Genomic DNA, 16,335 nt, shown 5'->3' with positions numbered 1-16,335 from the left:
AAGCGTGGTTGCCCTGCGAATGGGTAGGAGGTCGCGCGGCTGCGGCCGGGACTTGCGCGCAACCGTGACCGCGTCCTGCCCATGTCTACGCAGAACGAGCCCCTCCGGTTCGAACCCTACGTCAACCCCGGGGCTTCGGGATCCCCGGAAGGGTGACCTGAATCCGGCATCCACGTGCGGATTCGGCCACGCCGATACGTCCGCCGTGCAGATCGACCGCCCAGCGGGCGATCGCCAGCCCCAGGCCCGTACCGCCGTCGCTGCCCGGACCGTGCGGCGCGTCGACCCCGCCCCGGTTGAACCGCTCGAAGACCTTGTGCCACTCCGACTCCGGAATGCCCGGGCCCTCGTCGACGACCTCCAGGTCCAGCGACTCCGGCTGCCGGCCGCGCCGCGCCCGTACCGTCACCCGGCCGTGCGGCGGCGAGTGCTTCACCGCGTTGTCGATCAGGTTCGCCACCACCTGGTGCAGCCGCTCGCTGTCCGCGTGCGCGGTCAGCTCCGGCGGCGACACGTCCAGGTGCAGGTGCACGTCGGTGCGGGTGTGGCTGCCGGAGCCGGAGCTCAGCCCGCGCTGCGCGGCGGCCAGGTTGGCCTCCTTCAGCACGCCCGACAGGTACGGCCACACCTCGAAGCGCCGTGCCCGGAGCGGTACGACACCGTTGTCCAGCCGTGACAGGTCCAGCAGCGTCTCCACCAGCCGGCCCAGCCGCTCCGTCTGCTTCAGCGCCGTGCGCATCGTCTCCGGATCGGCGGCCGAGACGCCGTCCACCACGTTCTCCAGCACCGCGCGCAGCGCCGCGATCGGCGTGCGCAGCTCGTGGGAGACGTTCGCCACCAGCTCCTTGCGGTGCCGGTCCACCGCCTCCAGGTCGTCCGCCATGCGGTTGATCGTGCAGGCCAGGTCGCCCAGCTCGTCCCGGCGGCCGGCGCCGCGCACCCGGCGCGTGTAGTCGCCGTGCGAGATCGCCTTCGCCACCGTGTTCATCTCGTCCAGCGGGGCCGTCAGGCCGTGCGCCACGAACTGGGTGATCAGCAGCGTGGCGATCACCGAGAAGACGGTGATGAAGCGCAGCTCGGTCTCGGTGCGCAGGGCCACCATCAGCAGCCCGGTCGTGATGAAGACCGAGACGACGACGAGTGAGCCCAGTTTGGTCTTGATCGAGATGGCGATCGAGACCGGGCGCAGCCGGGACCGGAGCGATCTCATGGCGCGGGCGTCTCCAGTGCGTAGCCGACGCCGTGGACCGTACGGATCCGCTCGGCGCCGATCTTGCGGCGCAGCGCCTTGATGTGGCTGTCCACGGTCCGGGTGCCCGACGCGTCCGCCCAGTCCCACACCTCGGCCAGCAGCTGCTCGCGCGAGAGGACCGCGCGGGGCGTGTTCGCCAGGCAGACCAGCAGGTCGAACTCGGTCGGCGTGAGGTGGACGTCCTCGCCCCTGACCCGGACGCGCCGCTGCGCGTGGTCGATCTCCAGTTCGCCCAGCCGCAGGATGCCGCTGCGGGGCGTGACGGCCGCCTGCGCGGCCCGCTCCACGCGCCGCAGCAGGACGTGGACGCGGGCGGCGAGCTCCCGCATCGAGAACGGCTTGGTCATGTAGTCGTCCGCGCCCACACCGAGACCGACCAGCATGTCCGTCTCGTCGTCGCGGGCCGTCAGCATCAGGACCGGCACCGGCCGCTGGGCCTGTACCCGGCGGCACACCTCCAGGCCGTCGAATCCCGGCAGCATGATGTCGAGGACCATGAGGTCCGGCTGCCACGCCTCGGCGGCGTCCACGGCCGCCGGGCCGTCGGTGGCCGTCTGCACCAGGAAGCCCTCGGCCCGCAACCGGGCGGAGATGGCCTCGACGATGGTGGTGTCGTCCTCGACGACCAGCACGCGGCGCTGTGTTCCCGGCGCGACCGCCGTGCCGGTGTTGCTGGTGTGTGTCTGCTCCATCGCCCCGCCCCTGTCGCGTCCTGCGCGAGCGTGTAGATCCGTGTGTTCGGTCAGCAGCGTAAAGGCACCGACCGCGTCCCGGCTACGCAGGGCGAACGGCGAGGTGGACCACGTCCGGTACGCCCCGGGCAACCGGGACCTCTTCGGTTCTTACCCCGCTGAATCCGGCATTCCGCAATGACTCTTCGAAATCGGCGGACGGCCGGGCCGACCAGACGGCGAGCACTCCACCGGGGTTCAGCCTGGCCGCGCAGGCCGCCAGACCGGCCGGCGAGTAGAGGCTGTCGTTGTCCTCCGTGACCGTCCAGTCGGGGCCGTTGTCGATGTCCAGGCACAGCGCGTCGAAGGTGTCGGGGGATCCGTGCACGTACGCGACGAGGTCGCCGTGGACCAGCACCGTGCGCGGATCGGCGAGCGCCTCGCCGGAGATGCGGGCGAGCGGGCCCGAGCGGTGCCAGTCGATGATCGCCTCCTCCCGCTCGACCACCGCGATACGGCCCCACGCGGGCTCGGCGGCGGCGTGCGCGAGCGAGAACCCCACCCCGAGCCCGCCGACGAGCACGGCGGGGTGCGGCCGCGCCCCGAGCGCCCGGAGCGCGGCGTCGACCAGCAGCCGCTCGGACCGGCCGTCGGAGGTGTCCATCAGGAACGTGCCGTTGGCGATGATCTCGAAGTCCGCGCCGCGCCGACGCAGCACCACCTCGCCGTACGGCCCCACGCGGCGGTCGAGCGTCACGGGGTCGGGAACCGGTGTCGTCGGGGGCGTCGTCGCCTGTGTCGTCGCAGCCATGATCCTGAGCGTAGCGACAGCCGCCGGGCGGGGGCCGGGTCTTTTCGCGCTGCCCGGGACGCCGGCTTCCGCACCGCTGCTGACGGGGCTTCATGAACGCCTCCGCCGTTTCTGTGACGCAGGTCATGGACGCGCGCGGACATGATCGCGTTGGGTGGGGCAAGCATGATCCGGGGGCTGTACGGGGGATTCGTCGGCAACAGGAAAGGGCGGCCTCGCGTGCACCAGCTCCGGACGCGCGGTACGGACGACGGCGTCGAGCTGCTGAGGGGCATCCCGCGGCAGCGCACGGCCATGGCCACGGCCGGTGGCGACGGTGCCGCCGTGGTGGCCGCGCCCGGACGGGTGCCCGGGTGGCGCCGGGCGGGGCGGTTGCTGCCCACGCCGACCGGAACGCCGTTCACCTTCGGCTACACCCTGGTCCTGCTCGCCACCTCCCTGTTCGACGAGTACGGCGACCCCGCGACCGTCAGCGGGCTGCTGCACGCCTCCAGTACGGACGTGGCCCATCTGTCGCGCACGCCGCTGCTGGTGCTCGCCGCCAGCGCGCTGTGGGTGGCGGGCGGGTTGTTCTCGCCGTACGCGATCGGGTTCGTCTTCGTCCTGACGGCGCTGGAGCGGCGCATCGGGGCGTGGCGGGCGGCCGCCGTGTTCCTGCTGGGGCACGTGGTGGCGACGCTCGCGACGGAGATCCCGGTCGCGCTGTCCGTCCTGGCCGGGCACCTGCCGGGCACGTCCCTGCACCGGCTCGACTACGGCATCAGCTTCGGTCTGATGGCCTCCGTGGGCGCGCTGGCCGGACTGCTCGGCCCGGTGGCGCGCGGATCCGTACTGGCGTGGGTGTCCCTGATGCTCCTTCAGGACCTGGTCGCCTTCGAGGACCCCCTCACCAACTGGGGCCACCCGCTGGCCCTGGTCGTCGGCGTCGCCTGCTGGCCGCTGCTGCGCCGGACGACCCGTACCTAGCTCCCCTTACCTGGCTCCGTACGATCCCGGTCAGCGCTCCGTACGATCCCGGTCAGCGGTCCCTGGTACCGCCAGCCCAGCGCGCCGTAGAGCGCCCGGCCGTCGGTGGTCGCGGCGAGGACGCCGGTCGTGGCGCCCGCGCGGGCGCCGGCCGTCTCCAGGGTGCGCAGCACGGCGCGGCCGAGCCCCCGGCGCCGGTGGCCGTCGTACGTCTCGACCTGGTCCACGACCGCCGTGGCGCCGGTGGGGGCGATCTGCCCGCGGGCGGCGAGGGTGCCGTCGGGCGCGAGGATCCGGACCCGGTAGACCCCGTCACGGGTGGCGGTCTCCGTCGCGTACCCGTCCGGGAGGGCGGGGGCGGCGGTGGCGCGCAGCGCGGTGAACATCATGAACCCGGGGTCGTCGGGCACGGTCCAGCCGGGGGTGATCCAGCCGGCGGCCCGCTCCGGTGCGGCGAGGATCTTGAGCCAGGCGCCCGGCTCCGTGACGTTCTCGCACAGCTTGCGCACGGAGACCTCGTCGGGCTCCGGCAGGACGTGCCGGAAGACGTGGTGCGGCAGGCCGACGTCGATGCGGTAGCCCCACGGTTCCTCGACGGCGGCGGGCGTGCCGCGGGAGACGGTCCATCCCGCGACCCACGCGGATGTAATGGTTGCAGAGTCCATAGGTCTATTACATCCGGCGATTGGGTGCGGCGCCAGAGGGTTTCTGTGTGTCAAATGGTGACAAACGGGGCATTGTTGGGCACTCCTTGATTCGCCGACGACGAGGTGGCCGGGTACCGGCGCCCGTCGCGCGGACCAGAGATCGAAGGAGAAAGAACGCAGCATGAAGACCATGAGCAGCACCCTGAAGCGGCTGGCCGTCCCGGCCCTGGTCGCGGGCATGGCCCTTCCCGTCGTCCTCGCGGCGCCGGCGACCTCCGCCGAGGCGGGTGCCACGGTGACCCGCTACAGCGGGGTCGTCACCCTCAACGCCCGCACCGGCGTGGAGAACCGGGTCACCTTCTCCGCCAACGCGGCCCGCGAGCTGGTGGTGCGCGACACCTCCGGTCTGAAGGTGGGCCCGGGCTGCCGGCGCGTCGGGACCGACGGCACCTCGGCCGTCTGCGGTTCGCTCTCCGCGGTCACGCAGGTCCGCGCGATGCTCCGGGACCGGAACGACGCCGTACGGGTCGGCGTCGCAGAGGCGAGCGTCATCGACGCGGGCAACGGCCGGGACTTCGTGCAGACCGGCGCGGCGAACGACACGATCAACGTCCGGGACGGCGAGGGCGGCGACCGGGTCGAGACCTGCGGCGGCGGCACGAACGACACCTTCTTCGCCGACGCGGCCGACGTCATCCCCATGAGCTGCGAGGTCCGGTTCTTCGACTAGCCGACCAGGCTTCCGGTCGTCGCAGGCCCGGCGGTTCTCGTCCCGCCGGGCCTGCGGCGTGCCCGGACGCGCCCGGGCACGCCGTGGAGGTCAGGGGCGCGGCGCCTTCACGCCGTGCGCCGCCCGGTACTCCGCCGCCAGCCACGGCCCGAGGTCCTCGATGAGCGCGCCCAGCACCGTGGGGTCCGCGGCGGCCGGGTGCCGGCCCACCCGGACGGCCGTCCGCATCTGCGCGGCCCGCCGCGGGTAGTAGCCGCCGAACACCGCCGCCATCTCGTCCAAGTCGCTCGTCCAGTCGCCCCAGCGCGGCATCACCAGCGTGAAGCCGGTACGCACCAGGTGGCGGCCCACCCAGCGGCCCAGCCGCCCGCGCTCGGCGTCCGTCGTGGCCTCGGCCAACCGCCGCCGCCAGCGCGGCAGGAGCAGCGCGAGGTCGCCGTTCGTCTCGCGGGCGAGCAGCGAGGTGGGCCGGTAGCGGGGCAGCCGCCCGGCGAGGTCCTCGCCCAGCAGCGGGGTGCACAGGCACGCGACGAAGAAGCCGAGGTCGTACCGTTCCCGCTCGCTCAGCAGCGTCCCGGAACTCGTCAGCAGGGTCCCCACGCCGTCGATCTGCGGGAAGCGGCGGTCCAGTCCCGCCTCCAGGTCCCGGACGGCCGCCCGGTCGGCCTCCGCCGGCTCCTCGCGCAGCGCGACCAGCAGGTCGAGGTCGGAGACCCCGACGGTGGCGGTGCCGCGCGGAATGCTGCCGTAGAGGTACGCGCTGTGGAGGAGGGCGGGGCCGAACGTCTCCGCGAGGCACGCGCGAGCCGCCTCCACCACCGGCGCGAACGCCTCGGGCACACGGTCGAGCGCGCCCTCGCGGGCCAGGGTTCCGTCCTCGTTCAGCACGGGCTCCACTCTGCCCGCACCGGGCCCCGAGTGATGATCGCTCAGAGCGAACAGTGCGCGGGGAACACCCGGGCGGTCATGAGCATTGAGTCAGTACAGCTCAACTTGACTGCCGAAGGGGAGATCATGGCTTCGACGTCCTCACCGCTCACCCTGCCCGTGCTGCCGCTCGACGACGAGGTCGTGCTGCCCGGGATGGTGGTGCCGCTGGACCTGTCCGACACCGAGGTGCGCGCCGCGGTGGAGGCCGCCCAGGCCGCCGCCCGGTCGTCGGGGGCGCCGGGCAAGCCACAGGTGTTGCTGGTGCCGCGCATCGACGGGACGTACGCGGGGACCGGTGTCCTCGGCACCGTCGAGCAGGTGGGGCGGCTCTCCGACGGCGACCCCGGCGCGCTGATCCGTGGCCGTGGCCGGGTGAAGATCGGCGCCGGTACGACGGGGCCCGGTGCGGCCCTGTGGGTGGAGGGAACCACCGTCGGCGAGTCGGTGCCCGACCCGCTGCCCGGCGCGGTCGCCGAACTCGTCAAGGAGTACAAGGCGCTCGCCACCAGCTGGCTGAAGAAGCGCGGCGCCTGGCAGGTCGTGGACCGGGTCCAGCAGATCGACGGCGTCTCCGCCCTCGCCGACAACTCCGGCTACTCGCCCTTCCTGACCGCCGCTCAGAAGGTGGAGCTGCTGGAGACGGAGGACCCGGTCGCCCGTCTGAAGCTCGCCACCGAGCAGCTGCGCGAGCACCTCGCCGAGCAGGACGTCGCCGAGTCCATCGCCAAGGACGTCCAGGAAGGCGTCGACAAGCAGCAGCGCGAGTTCCTGCTGCGCCGTCAACTCGACGCCGTACGCAAGGAGCTGCGCGAGCTCAACGGTGACGGGGACGGCGAGGAGTCCGACGACTACCGGGCCCGCGTCGAGGCGGCCGACCTCCCCGCGAAGGTGCGCGAGGCCGCGCTCAAGGAGGTCGACAAGCTGGAGCGGTCCAGCGACCAGAACCCGGAGACCGCCTGGATCCGCACCTGGCTCGACACGGTGCTGGAGATGCCGTGGAACGAGCGCACCGAGGACGGGTACGACATCAAGGGCGCCCGGGACGTCCTGGACGCCGAACACGCGGGCCTGGAGGACGTGAAGGAGCGCATCACCGAGTACCTCGCGGTGCGCAAGCGGCGTGCCGACCGGGGCCTCGGCGTCGTCGGCGGGCGGCGCGGCGGGGCCGTCCTCGCCCTGGTGGGGCCGCCCGGCGTCGGCAAGACCTCGCTGGGCGAGTCCGTCGCGCACGCGATGGGCCGCGGCTTCGTCCGGGTCGCGCTCGGCGGCGTACGCGACGAGGCGGAGATCCGGGGCCACCGGCGTACGTACGTGGGCGCCCTGCCGGGCCGGATCGTACGGGCGATCAAGGAGGCCGGGTCCATGAACCCGGTGGTCCTGCTCGACGAGATCGACAAGGTCGGCTCCGACTTCCGGGGCGACCCGGCGGCGGCCCTGCTGGAGGTCCTCGACCCGGCGCAGAACCACACCTTCCGCGACCACTACCTGGAGGTCGAGCTCGACCTGTCGGACGTGGTCTTCCTCGCCACCGCCAACGTCCTGGAGGCCATCCCCGAGGCCCTGCTGGACCGCATGGAGCTGGTCCGCCTCGACGGCTACACCGAGGACGAGAAGGTCGTCATCGCCCGCGACCACCTCCTGCCGCGCCAGCTGGAGCGGGCGGGCCTGGAGCCCGGCGAGGTGACGCTGGACGAGTCGGCGCTGCGCAGGCTCGCCGGTGAGTACACCCGCGAGGCGGGCGTGCGGAACCTGGAGCGGTCGGTCGCCCGGCTGCTGCGCAAGGTCGCGGCCCGGCACGAACTGGGCGAGCAGGAGCTGCCGTACACCATCGGCGCGGACGACCTGCGCGGGCTCATCGGCCGGCCGCACCACGTGCCCGAGTCCTCCCAGGACCCGGCCGAGCGCCGCACCTCCGTGCCCGGTGTCGCCACCGGACTCGCGGTCACCGGCGCGGGCGGTGACGTCCTGTTCGTCGAGGCGTCGCTGGCCGACCCCGAGACGGGCGCGGCCGGGCTGACGCTGACCGGCCAGCTCGGTGACGTGATGAAGGAGTCCGCGCAGATCGCGCTGAGCTTCCTGCGGTCGCACGGCGCCGAACTGGAGCTGCCCGTCACCGGCCTGAAGGACCGGGGCGTGCACATCCACTTCCCGGCGGGCGCGGTGCCCAAGGACGGCCCGAGCGCGGGCATCACCATGACGACGGCCCTCGCCTCCCTGCTGTCGGGGCGGCTCGTCCGCGACGACGTGGCGATGACGGGCGAGGTGTCCCTGACCGGGCGGGTGCTGCCGATCGGCGGGGTCAAGCAGAAGCTGCTGGCCGCCCACCGGGCGGGCATCACCACGGTGATCATCCCCAAGCGGAACGAGGCGGACCTGGACGACGTCCCGGCCGAAATCCTCGACAAGCTGGAGGTCCACCCGGTCACGGACGTCCGGCAGGTCCTGGAACTGGCCCTCGCCCCCGCGAGGACGGAGGTTCCCCTGGCCGCCTGACCCCGAGCCCCGGGGTCCCTGTGACCCCGGGGCCGCCTGGGCTCCGGGCCCGGCCAGGGCCCTGGGCCCCGCCGCAGCCACTCCCGTGACGGGGCCTCAGAGGCGGGCCGGGGCCGGCGGCGCGGGGGTCGCCGCGGCCTTCACCGCGCGGTCGTACAGGGCGCGCGTCCTCGCGTCGAAGACGACCGCCGTCGACTCCGTGTCCGTGTCCCCGCCGCTCAGGACACCGATCAGGCGGCCGTCGGCGAGCCACGGGCTGCCGCTCGTACCGTCGAAGAAGCCGTCGCACTCCATCCGCATCGACCCGGCCAGGTCCGGGTCCCTGCGGGTGTCGGTGGTGCACGTGACGGGCGTGCCGTCCGGGTTGTGGTCCGCGTTGGGGTAACCGGTCACCGTCACGCGCCGCTCGGGGCCGGACGTCCAGTCGGGCCGGGCCGCGCCCACCACCTGTTGCACCTGGCGGCCCCGGCTGTCGGGGTCCAGCGTCAGGAACGCGTAGTCGTGGGCGTCCGCGTCGTCACCGGCGGCCTTCCACGCGTCGGCCACCTGCACCGTACGGACCTTCCACGTGCCGTACGGGGTCCGGCCCGCGCCCTTGCCGCCGTAGCCCGGGGCGAACGAGAAGTCCGAACTGGCCGAGCCGTCCGCGTACACGCAGTGCGCGGCGGTCGCGACGACGTTGCCGCGCGGGCTGTCCACCACGCTCGCGGTGCACCAGTGGCCGTCCTCGTCCAGGAGCACCCCGACCGTCGGCAAACCCGCGGACGCCGCCGCCGAACGCTGCGGCGCCGGCTTCCCGCTCGCGACGCCCCCGGGCGAACCGCCCGCGCGCGGGGCCGAATGGGACGCGCCCCCGCACGCGGTGGCGGTGGTCACGACGGCGACGATCCACAACAACGGCCTCTTCCAGCGCATACCGCACATCCTTGCCCATCGCCCGGCCCGTCATCCAGCCATCCCCGCGACGCCGCCCGCGCCCCCGCCTGGAACCGGGTCCGGGCCCCCAGCGACTCCAGCAGCCCGCTGATCCGCCGCCGTGCCGTGTGCACATGGACGCCCAGCCGGCGGGCGATCGCCTCGTCCTTCAGCCCCGCCGCGAGCAGCGCCAGCAGTTCGCGCTGCGGCTCGGGCAGGGCGGCCCCCGGCCCGGGCAGAGCAGTCCCGGCCCCGGCCCCCGTCCCCGTCCGGGTTCCGCTTCCGTCCGTGGCGGGCAGCGGGACGGCCCGCTCCCACACGGCCTCGAACAGCGGCAGCAGCACCCCGCACAGCAGCCCGTCACCGATCACCAGCGCGGTGGCCCGCGGACCCGCGGCGTCCGTCGGTGGCAGCAGCGTCACGCGCCGGTCCACCGCCACCAGCCTCGCCGGGACGTCCGCCGCCACCCGCAGCCGCAGCCCGCGCCCCACCAGGCCGGACAGCGCCCGCACCCGGTCCGGGTCGGCGAGCCCGGCCCGGTCCAGCACCGCCCGCACCTCCACGCCCCGCGCCAGCAGCGACTCGACGTCCAGCGCGGTGAAGGGAGGGCGGTCCAGGATCACGACCTCCCGTTCCGCCCCCTCCAGCAGCCGCCCGGCCCGCTCGGCGACGGCCCGCCCCGTCACCACCTCGACCCGCCCCCGGTCACCCCCGGGGGCGTCGGCGTCCCCCGCGAGCCGGTCGGCGGCCAGCCGCAGCCGCGCCAGCTCGGCCGACCTCAGATGCAACTCGGCCTGGCGGCGGTGGATCAGCGTACGGATGGCGGCGGCGGGCGCGGCCGGGTGCGGCAGCGCGTCGCTCTCGCAGGACGACGGGTGGGGCGGCCGGGCGAAACCGTGCTCGACGAGCCGTTCCAGCGCCTCGTCCAGCTGCGTGCGCGGCAGGTCGAGCAGCCGCGCCAACTCGTCCGCCCCGTCCGCCTGTTCCCGCAGCAGTGCCTCGTAGGCGCGCTGCTCCGTCCTGCCCAGGCCAAGAGTGGTCAGTTCTCCCTGGATCATGCGTCGGATTCTCACTCCGTCTTCACAGGCCACACAAGTGTGCGTGTCCACTTCTCAACCCCTCCCGTCCGTTGCCGCCCCGCCGGGACCACGGCTTGCATGGCCATGACCACCTGAACGGCTGACCAGCACGTGGGAGGGGTACGGACTGTGCGCAAACCCAGCACGCCCGGCACAACCGGCACGCATTCGGTGAGATCCGGCATACGGGCCGGGGCCCGGGGAGCGGCGCTGCTCGCCGCCGCAGGGCTTCTGATCACCGCGGTTCCGGCCTCGGCGGCGACCCCGCCGGCCACCGAACCGCCCGCCGACGTCATCCCGGGGGCGACCACCGAGACGCCCGCGCTCGTCGACGGCATCCGGGAAGCGGCCGACGCCGGAGCCCGCCCGGCGGACGCGGCGCGCGAGCACCTCGCCGCCAGGGAGAGCCGTTACAAGATCGCCGAACCGGGGCGCGATCTCGCCCCCGTACAGACGCTGAAGCGCGGTGCGGAGGAGACCGTACGGCTCCAGCAGAAGCACAAGGGCGTGCCGGTGCTCGGCGGGCAGTACGTCGTCCGGATGGAGACCAAGGGCGGCAAGCGGGTCGTCACCGGCACCTCCGGCAAGTACTTCACGGACCTCGCGACCGGTGTGACGCCGACCGTCGCCGAGGAGGTGGCGGTACGCCGCGCGGTCTCCGCGACGCAGAGCAGGCTCGGCGGCCACCGGCTGGCGCTCGCCGACGCGCGGCGGGCCGAGAAGCGCGAACAGCCGCTGCACGGCACCGCCGGGGGCCTCGTGGTCATCCCGCGCGGCGAGGGCGTCCTCACCTACCACGTCACCGTGCGCGGCACCCACCCGCTGACCGGCGCGCCGGTGCTCCAGCACGTGTACGTGGACGCCCGGGCCGGGTTCCCGGTGCTCCAGTACAGCGGCATCAAGACGATCACCCCGCCGAAGGCCCCGACGGGCAAGGCCCTGTCCGCCAAGGCCGCGACCGCCCGGGCGGCGAAGGCCCCGGCCGACGACCCGGCCGCCCCGCACCCGGGCATGGCGGGCAGCGGCACGCTGCTGAACGGCACCAAGGTGGACCTCGACGTCCGCAAGGCCGCCGACGACCGGTATGTGCTGGCCGACCACGCCCGGATGGCCGCGGGCAGCAAGAACGCCCTCACCACCTGGGACGCCCGCGACAAGGACGTCTCCGAGGTGCTGGGCGGCTGGCCCGCCGACCTCAAGGAGTTCGGCTCGCCGACCCCGCAGTTCGGCGCGGACGCCACGGACTCGGGCGCGGTCGACGCGCACTGGGCGGCCGGGCAGGTCTACGACTACTACAAGCGGCACCACGCGAGGGACGGCCTCGACGGCCGCGGCTCGGCCGTCAACTCGCTCGTCGGTGTCACCCAGTTCGGCATGCCGTACGTCAACGCCTTCTGGGACGGCACCAAGATGGTGTACGGCTCCGGAGACGACGACTACAAGCCGCTCTCGGCCGACCTGGACGTGGTCGGCCACGAGATGACGCACGGCGTCGTCGAGAACAGCGCCAACCTGGTCTACGCGGGCCAGTCCGGCGCCCTCAACGAGGCCGTCGCCGACTACTTCGGCAACGCCATCGACGTCACGCAGTCCGGCATGGCGATGGACCACCCCGAGTCGGGCCTGATCGGCGAGGACCTGTGCCGTACGGCGGCGCCCCGCGCCTGCGCGCTGCGCGACATGAACGACGGCGCCACCACGTCCAAGAACTTCCTCGGCGCCACCTTCGGCACCGACAACGGCGGCGTGCACCTCAACTCGACGGTCTTCTCCGGCGCGCTGTGGGACATGCGCCAAGACCTGGGCGCCGAGCTGGCCGACCGGATCGTGTACAAGGCGCTGACCGAGTACATGACCCCGCTCGACGGCTTCACCGACGGCCGCAACGCGGTCCTCGCCGCGGCGAAGGACCTGGGCGTCACGGGTGCGCGGCTGAACGTCGCCAAGCGGTCCTTCAACGCCCACGGCATCGTCGCCGGCTGGGAGGACGCCCTGGGCGTCGACTCCGACGAGCTGTTCGGGAAGCTGAACATCTCCGGCACCGGTGTGCAGGCGGGCGGCGGGTGGTGGACGGTCGCCAAGTCCAACGACGACGGCACCGAGCCGTACTCGGTCTACGCCGGGCGCGCGGACGGCAAGGGCGCCCCGAAGCTCATCAGCCCCAATGACGGCCGCTACCACGTCTACCCGGCCACCGACGGCAAGACGGTCGTCTGGGCGGCATACGGTGCGGCGAGCGTGGACGTCCTGTCCCGGCCGATCGCGGGCGGGCCCATCAAGAGGCTGTACACGTCCACCACCACGGACGTCGGCGGCCTGCGGGTCGACAACGGCGTGACGGTGTTCGAAAGCCTCGGGTTCTTCACCCGCCACGTCGTCCACCTGCGCCCGGGCGACACCAAGCCCACCTACGTGGACGGCAACGACGACGACGTGCTGACCGCGCTCCCGTCCATCGCCCACGGCCGGATCGCGTACGCCAAGCTGTACCCGGAGGGCGGCGACTACCGCCTCGGCGTGGAGCTCCTGGACCTGAAGACCGGGAAGAAGACCCTGACCGAGCGGCTGGACGAGCCGCAGACTGTGGGGCAGACCGGGCTGAACGGCAGCAACGTCTTCTGGCTCACCGAGAACAACGTCGCCGACGACGGCCGGATGGGCATCCGCCGGGCGAACCTCGACGGCACCGGCACGTACGACATCAGCTCCGAGCACAAGCCGGGCGCGCTGATCGCCTCCGACCTGACGGTCTCCGAGACGGCGGTCACGGTGAACGCGACGCTGCCGGACACCCAGTACCGCAACGAGACCCTGCCGAAGAACTGGCAGCTGACCACCGACGGCAGCCGCCAGGAGCGGGTCTCCTGCAACCGGGGCGAGCAGCTCTCCCCGGCGGCGCTCGACGGCACCAAGGTCGTCTGGATCGACGGTACGACGGGCTGGACGAACCTCGTCACCCGCGACCGCCCCGCGGGCCGCTGCGGCTGACCCCTCCCGCTCACCGCTTCCCCCAGGAACCCCCCGGCGCCCCTCGGCGCCGGGGGGTTCCCCGTCGCGGACGAGGGATTCGGTACGGCCGGTGGTCCGTGCCTGCGAAATACTGAACGTTCGGAGCCGGAGAAGAGCCGGGGCAAGCGCGCGAGGGGTATGGACGTGCAGGAGAGTCAGACGGACACGGAACACGGCGACGAACCGGGCGCCGGAACCGGCGACGAACCGGGCGCGGACCACGAATACCTCGCCCTGGAAAGGGAGTTGTCCGTCTTCCTCCGGCGCGCCCGCGCCTCGTCCGGCGAAATGGCCCGCGAGGTCCACCCCGACCTCGAACCCGCCGCCTACGGCCTCCTCGTCCGCCTCGACGAGGCCGGCACCCAGCGCGCCACCGGACTCGCCGGGTACTTCGGAGTCGGCAAGGCCACCATGAGCCGCCAGCTGCGCGCCCTGGAGGACCTCGGGCTCGTCGCCCGCGACCCCGACCCGGCCGACGGCCGCGCCTCCCTCGTACGCCTCACCGACGAGGGCCGCGACCGCTTCCGCCGGGTACGCGACGCCCGCCGCGCCCGCTACCGCCGCAAGCTCGCCGGCTGGGACCGCGCCGAGGTGGCCGAACTGGCGCGGCTGCTGCACCAGCTGAACGCCGGCTCCGAGAGCTGACACCACCCCAGGCGGGTGCGGGGCGGCGGGCGACATTTTGCGAAGTCCATAACGGACGGCCCGTGGCCGGAAGCGCACCCTCCCCTTCATCATCGACCGATGATCAAAAACGCACTCGGCATCGTCCTCGCCGGCGCCACCGCCCTCGTCGCGCCCGCCCCACCCGCAACACCCACCGCCCACGCCGCTCCCGCCCACGCGAGCGACTGGCAGCGCGTCGGTGACGGCATCACCTCCGGGATCAGCGGCATCGCCGTCGACCGCGTGGACGACGGCACCGCGGACCTGCTCGCCGTGCGCGACAACAAGAAGCCCGGCGAGAACCGGCTCGTGGCCCTGCGCGTGCGCCCGGGCGCCGAGCCGCGGGTGCGCCCCGTCGCCTGGCCGGGGGAGCAGCCGGTGGACCTGGAGGCGATCGACGCCGTACCGGGCCGGCCGCACGAGTACGTCGCGCTCGCCAGTGACGGCACCGCCCACCGGATCCGCTGGGAGCGCGGCCAGGCCGCCGTGCGGGTCCTGGCCTCGTTCTCCGTGCCGGGCGTGTCGCGGGACGACAACTACGAGGGCTTCGCGCTCGCCGCCGCCCCGGGCGGGAGGACCGTCGCGGTGTGGGCCGACCGGGGGCAGGACGAACGGCCCGCGACCCTCTCGGCGGCCCGCTGGGACCCGCGCGGCAACACCTTCGGCCGGCCGGTCTCGGCGGAGTTCCGCGTCCCGTACCCGGCGCGGGCCGTACGGCACATATCCGACGTGGAGGTCTCCGCCACCGGCCGGGTGACGGTCTCCTCGGCGTCGGACCCCGGTGACGACGGCCCGTACGACTCGGCCCTCTTCGACGCGGGCCGCGTGGCCGGCGGCCCCGGCGACCACGTCCGCCTGACCGTGCACGGCTCCCCGCGCCGGCTCGCCACCTTCCCGGGCCACAAGATCGAGGCCCTCGCCTGCCTGCCCCGCTCCCGCGCGGGCCTCGTGGGCACCGACGACGAGAACGGCGGCGGCTCGCTGACCGCGACCGCCACGGGCGTCTGCCGCCCGTGACCCGGTGAGCCCCGGCGGGCAGGGGTGGAGGCCGGGGCCGGGGCGGCGCCGTCAGATCTCGACGTGCACCACCGTCGCGTCGTCGTGCCTCTTCCAGCGGTACGCGTACGAGGACGACGCCTCCAGCTCCCGCACCCGGGCGATCAGCCCGCGCGGGCCCTCCTTGTCCACCACCGCGAAGCAGTCCGCCCAGTCGCCCATCCCGAACACCTCCGTCCAGCGCGTCGCCCCGTCCGTCATGGCGACCAGCGCCCGCACCTCCGCCGCCGGCACCCGGCCCGTCACCGCGCGGGCGGCGACCTCCGGATCGGCTGCGGCGGTGAAGAAGCCGCCCTCCTTGTTCCGCACGGTGCTGTCCGTGATCGCGTGGGACGCCAGCGAACCCGGCGGCAGGCGGTCGAGCCGGTCGTCCACCACCGCCCGTACCGCCCCCTCGGGCGACTGGAGCAGCAGGACGGAATCGGCCAGCACCAGGTACTCGACACTCACCGCACTCCAGCGCGCCAGGACCACCGTCGCCTGGGGCGTACGGACGTGAGAAAGGTCACACGAGTCGCGGTGAACGTCGGCGGTGCGCCGGATTGCCTCCGACAGGATCTCGGCCAGCGTCAGCTCCGGGCGTGAACCGGACAGTTCGGTCAGGGCGCCGCCCAGTCTCGCGGTGTACCAGGGCACCGAGTGCACACAACCGTCATCGTCGATCGGAGGTGTGACCCCGTCCAGCACCACCAGCGTGCCGCCCTGGCCGGACGCGGGTACCGCCACGGAGGCCCAGTCCTCGTTGGGGCGTTCCGGCGCGCCCGGGACGGAGGAGATCGCGGTCTGCATGGACCCAGTCTGCATGACTTCTTCACGCCACCCACAGAAGGCCGGAATTGGCCTGTACAGGCAGGTCAGCTTGCCTGTAGGCGCCGGAACCCGGCCCTCCGGCGAGGTGCGGGCGGGCATCCTGCCAAAGCCCGCGTGGATCTTTCAACCCATCGGGCCGCGCACCCGCCCGGCACGTGCCCGGGGGAGTTGTTCGCCAACTCAGGAGTGTTGTTCACTCGTTCGGGTGGCGGAGTGGCCGACGTATGCCTCCTCCCAGAACGGCGCTGGGATGGTCGAGGCCGTACCAGGGGTTGGGGGGCTGATCGCCATACGTGACCG

Annotated in this window: 14 protein-coding genes; 6 read left to right on the top strand and 8 right to left on the bottom strand. The window is 73.4% G+C overall.

Annotated features, from left to right (window positions below; genetic code table 11):
- Positions 1–121: 121 nt before the first annotated feature.
- The 3 genes from EIZ62_RS10295 to EIZ62_RS10285 form a co-directional block, all read right to left on the bottom strand.
- Entirely contained in the window at positions 122–1,210 is a 1,089-nt protein-coding gene (locus EIZ62_RS10295) for a HAMP domain-containing sensor histidine kinase (protein WP_156692405.1), read from the bottom strand.
- A complete protein-coding gene (locus tag EIZ62_RS10290; RefSeq protein ID WP_156692404.1) occupies positions 1,207–1,944 on the bottom strand; it encodes a response regulator transcription factor in 738 nt (245 codons plus the stop codon). The genes EIZ62_RS10295 and EIZ62_RS10290 overlap by 4 nt, the downstream gene beginning before the upstream one ends.
- Positions 1,945–2,026: 82 nt before the next feature.
- A complete protein-coding gene (locus tag EIZ62_RS10285; RefSeq protein ID WP_156692403.1) occupies positions 2,027–2,734 on the bottom strand; it encodes a spermidine synthase family protein in 708 nt (235 codons plus the stop codon).
- Between the two features lie 219 nt (positions 2,735–2,953).
- On the opposite strand from EIZ62_RS10285, the gene EIZ62_RS10280 reads away from it, so the two are divergent.
- Positions 2,954–3,700 carry a rhomboid-like protein gene (locus EIZ62_RS10280; RefSeq protein ID WP_208827867.1) on the top strand — a complete coding sequence of 249 codons (747 nt, stop codon included), beginning with the start codon at positions 2,954–2,956 and terminating at the stop codon, positions 3,698–3,700.
- Here the strand turns inward: EIZ62_RS10280 and EIZ62_RS10275 are convergent.
- Complete coding sequence (locus tag EIZ62_RS10275) at positions 3,697–4,365, bottom strand: GNAT family N-acetyltransferase (protein WP_156692402.1); 669 nt, start codon at positions 4,363–4,365, stop codon at positions 3,697–3,699. The two genes, EIZ62_RS10280 and EIZ62_RS10275, sit on opposite strands and share 4 nt — an antisense overlap.
- Positions 4,366–4,537: 172 nt before the next feature.
- On the opposite strand from EIZ62_RS10275, the gene EIZ62_RS10270 reads away from it, so the two are divergent.
- A complete protein-coding gene (locus EIZ62_RS10270; RefSeq protein WP_156692401.1) occupies positions 4,538–5,077 on the top strand; it encodes a hypothetical protein in 540 nt (179 codons plus the stop codon).
- Between the two features lie 90 nt (positions 5,078–5,167).
- On the opposite strand, the gene EIZ62_RS10265 is transcribed toward EIZ62_RS10270, so the two are convergent.
- On the bottom strand, positions 5,168–5,965 hold the full coding sequence (locus tag EIZ62_RS10265) for a nucleotidyltransferase domain-containing protein (RefSeq protein ID WP_341873938.1): 798 nt from the start codon (positions 5,963–5,965) through the stop codon (positions 5,168–5,170).
- Positions 5,966–6,091: 126 nt separating this feature from the next.
- Between EIZ62_RS10265 and lon the strand changes: the two genes are divergently transcribed.
- A complete protein-coding gene (gene lon, locus EIZ62_RS10260; protein WP_156692399.1) occupies positions 6,092–8,500 on the top strand; it encodes an endopeptidase La in 2,409 nt (802 codons plus the stop codon).
- A gap of 96 nt (positions 8,501–8,596) precedes the next feature.
- Here the strand turns inward: lon and EIZ62_RS10255 are convergent, their stop codons facing one another.
- Positions 8,597–9,415 (bottom strand): trypsin-like serine protease, encoded by an 819-nt coding sequence (locus EIZ62_RS10255; RefSeq protein ID WP_156692398.1) that lies wholly within the window; start codon positions 9,413–9,415, stop codon positions 8,597–8,599.
- Positions 9,373–10,473, bottom strand: a complete 1,101-nt coding sequence (locus tag EIZ62_RS10250) for a helix-turn-helix domain-containing protein (RefSeq protein WP_156692397.1) — start codon at positions 10,471–10,473, stop codon at positions 9,373–9,375. Before EIZ62_RS10250 ends, EIZ62_RS10255 begins: the two co-directional genes overlap by 43 nt.
- A 192-nt stretch (positions 10,474–10,665) precedes the next feature.
- On the opposite strand from EIZ62_RS10250, the gene EIZ62_RS10245 reads away from it, so the two are divergent.
- The 3 genes from EIZ62_RS10245 to EIZ62_RS10235 all read left to right on the top strand — a co-directional run bounded on the left by EIZ62_RS10245 (position 10,666) and on the right by EIZ62_RS10235 (position 15,186).
- Complete coding sequence (locus tag EIZ62_RS10245; protein WP_156692396.1) at positions 10,666–13,482, top strand: M4 family metallopeptidase; 2,817 nt, start codon at positions 10,666–10,668, stop codon at positions 13,480–13,482.
- A 159-nt stretch (positions 13,483–13,641) separates the two neighbouring features.
- The gene (locus EIZ62_RS10240; protein WP_425281808.1) at positions 13,642–14,148 is read left to right on the top strand and encodes a MarR family winged helix-turn-helix transcriptional regulator; all 507 of its coding nucleotides are present in this window, start codon (positions 13,642–13,644) and stop codon (positions 14,146–14,148) included.
- A gap of 99 nt (positions 14,149–14,247) precedes the next feature.
- Positions 14,248–15,186, top strand: a complete 939-nt coding sequence (locus EIZ62_RS10235) for a hypothetical protein (RefSeq protein WP_156692395.1) — start codon at positions 14,248–14,250, stop codon at positions 15,184–15,186.
- A gap of 51 nt (positions 15,187–15,237) precedes the next feature.
- Here EIZ62_RS10235 and EIZ62_RS10230 read toward each other — a convergent pair whose 3' ends face one another.
- Complete coding sequence (locus EIZ62_RS10230; protein ID WP_156692394.1) at positions 15,238–16,014, bottom strand: protein phosphatase 2C domain-containing protein; 777 nt, start codon at positions 16,012–16,014, stop codon at positions 15,238–15,240.
- Positions 16,015–16,335 lie beyond the last annotated feature (321 nt).

The organism is Streptomyces ficellus (genome assembly GCF_009739905.1).
GTDB lineage: Bacteria > Actinomycetota > Actinomycetes > Streptomycetales > Streptomycetaceae > Streptomyces > Streptomyces ficellus_A.
This window is presented reverse-complemented; position numbering and strand designations above follow the sequence as displayed.

Bases quoted from the DNA above. Each gene is read 5' to 3' on its own strand.
- EIZ62_RS10295 (WP_156692405.1), bottom strand. From the start codon at position 1,210: ATGAGATCGCTCCGGTCCCGGCTGCGCCCGGTCTCGATCGCCATCTCG.
- EIZ62_RS10290 (WP_156692404.1), bottom strand. From the start codon at position 1,944: ATGGAGCAGACACACACCAGCAACACCGGCACGGCGGTCGCGCCGGGA.
- EIZ62_RS10285 (WP_156692403.1), bottom strand. From the start codon at position 2,734: ATGGCTGCGACGACACAGGCGACGACGCCCCCGACGACACCGGTTCCC.
- EIZ62_RS10275 (WP_156692402.1), bottom strand. From the start codon at position 4,365: ATGGACTCTGCAACCATTACATCCGCGTGGGTCGCGGGATGGACCGTC.
- EIZ62_RS10270 (WP_156692401.1), top strand. From the start codon at position 4,538: ATGAGCAGCACCCTGAAGCGGCTGGCCGTCCCGGCCCTGGTCGCGGGC.
- lon (WP_156692399.1), top strand. From the start codon at position 6,092: ATGGCTTCGACGTCCTCACCGCTCACCCTGCCCGTGCTGCCGCTCGAC.
- EIZ62_RS10255 (WP_156692398.1), bottom strand. From the start codon at position 9,415: ATGCGCTGGAAGAGGCCGTTGTTGTGGATCGTCGCCGTCGTGACCACC.
- EIZ62_RS10250 (WP_156692397.1), bottom strand. From the start codon at position 10,473: ATGATCCAGGGAGAACTGACCACTCTTGGCCTGGGCAGGACGGAGCAG.
- EIZ62_RS10240 (WP_425281808.1), top strand. From the start codon at position 13,642: ATGGACGTGCAGGAGAGTCAGACGGACACGGAACACGGCGACGAACCG.
- EIZ62_RS10235 (WP_156692395.1), top strand. From the start codon at position 14,248: ATGATCAAAAACGCACTCGGCATCGTCCTCGCCGGCGCCACCGCCCTC.
- EIZ62_RS10230 (WP_156692394.1), bottom strand. From the start codon at position 16,014: ATGCAGACCGCGATCTCCTCCGTCCCGGGCGCGCCGGAACGCCCCAAC.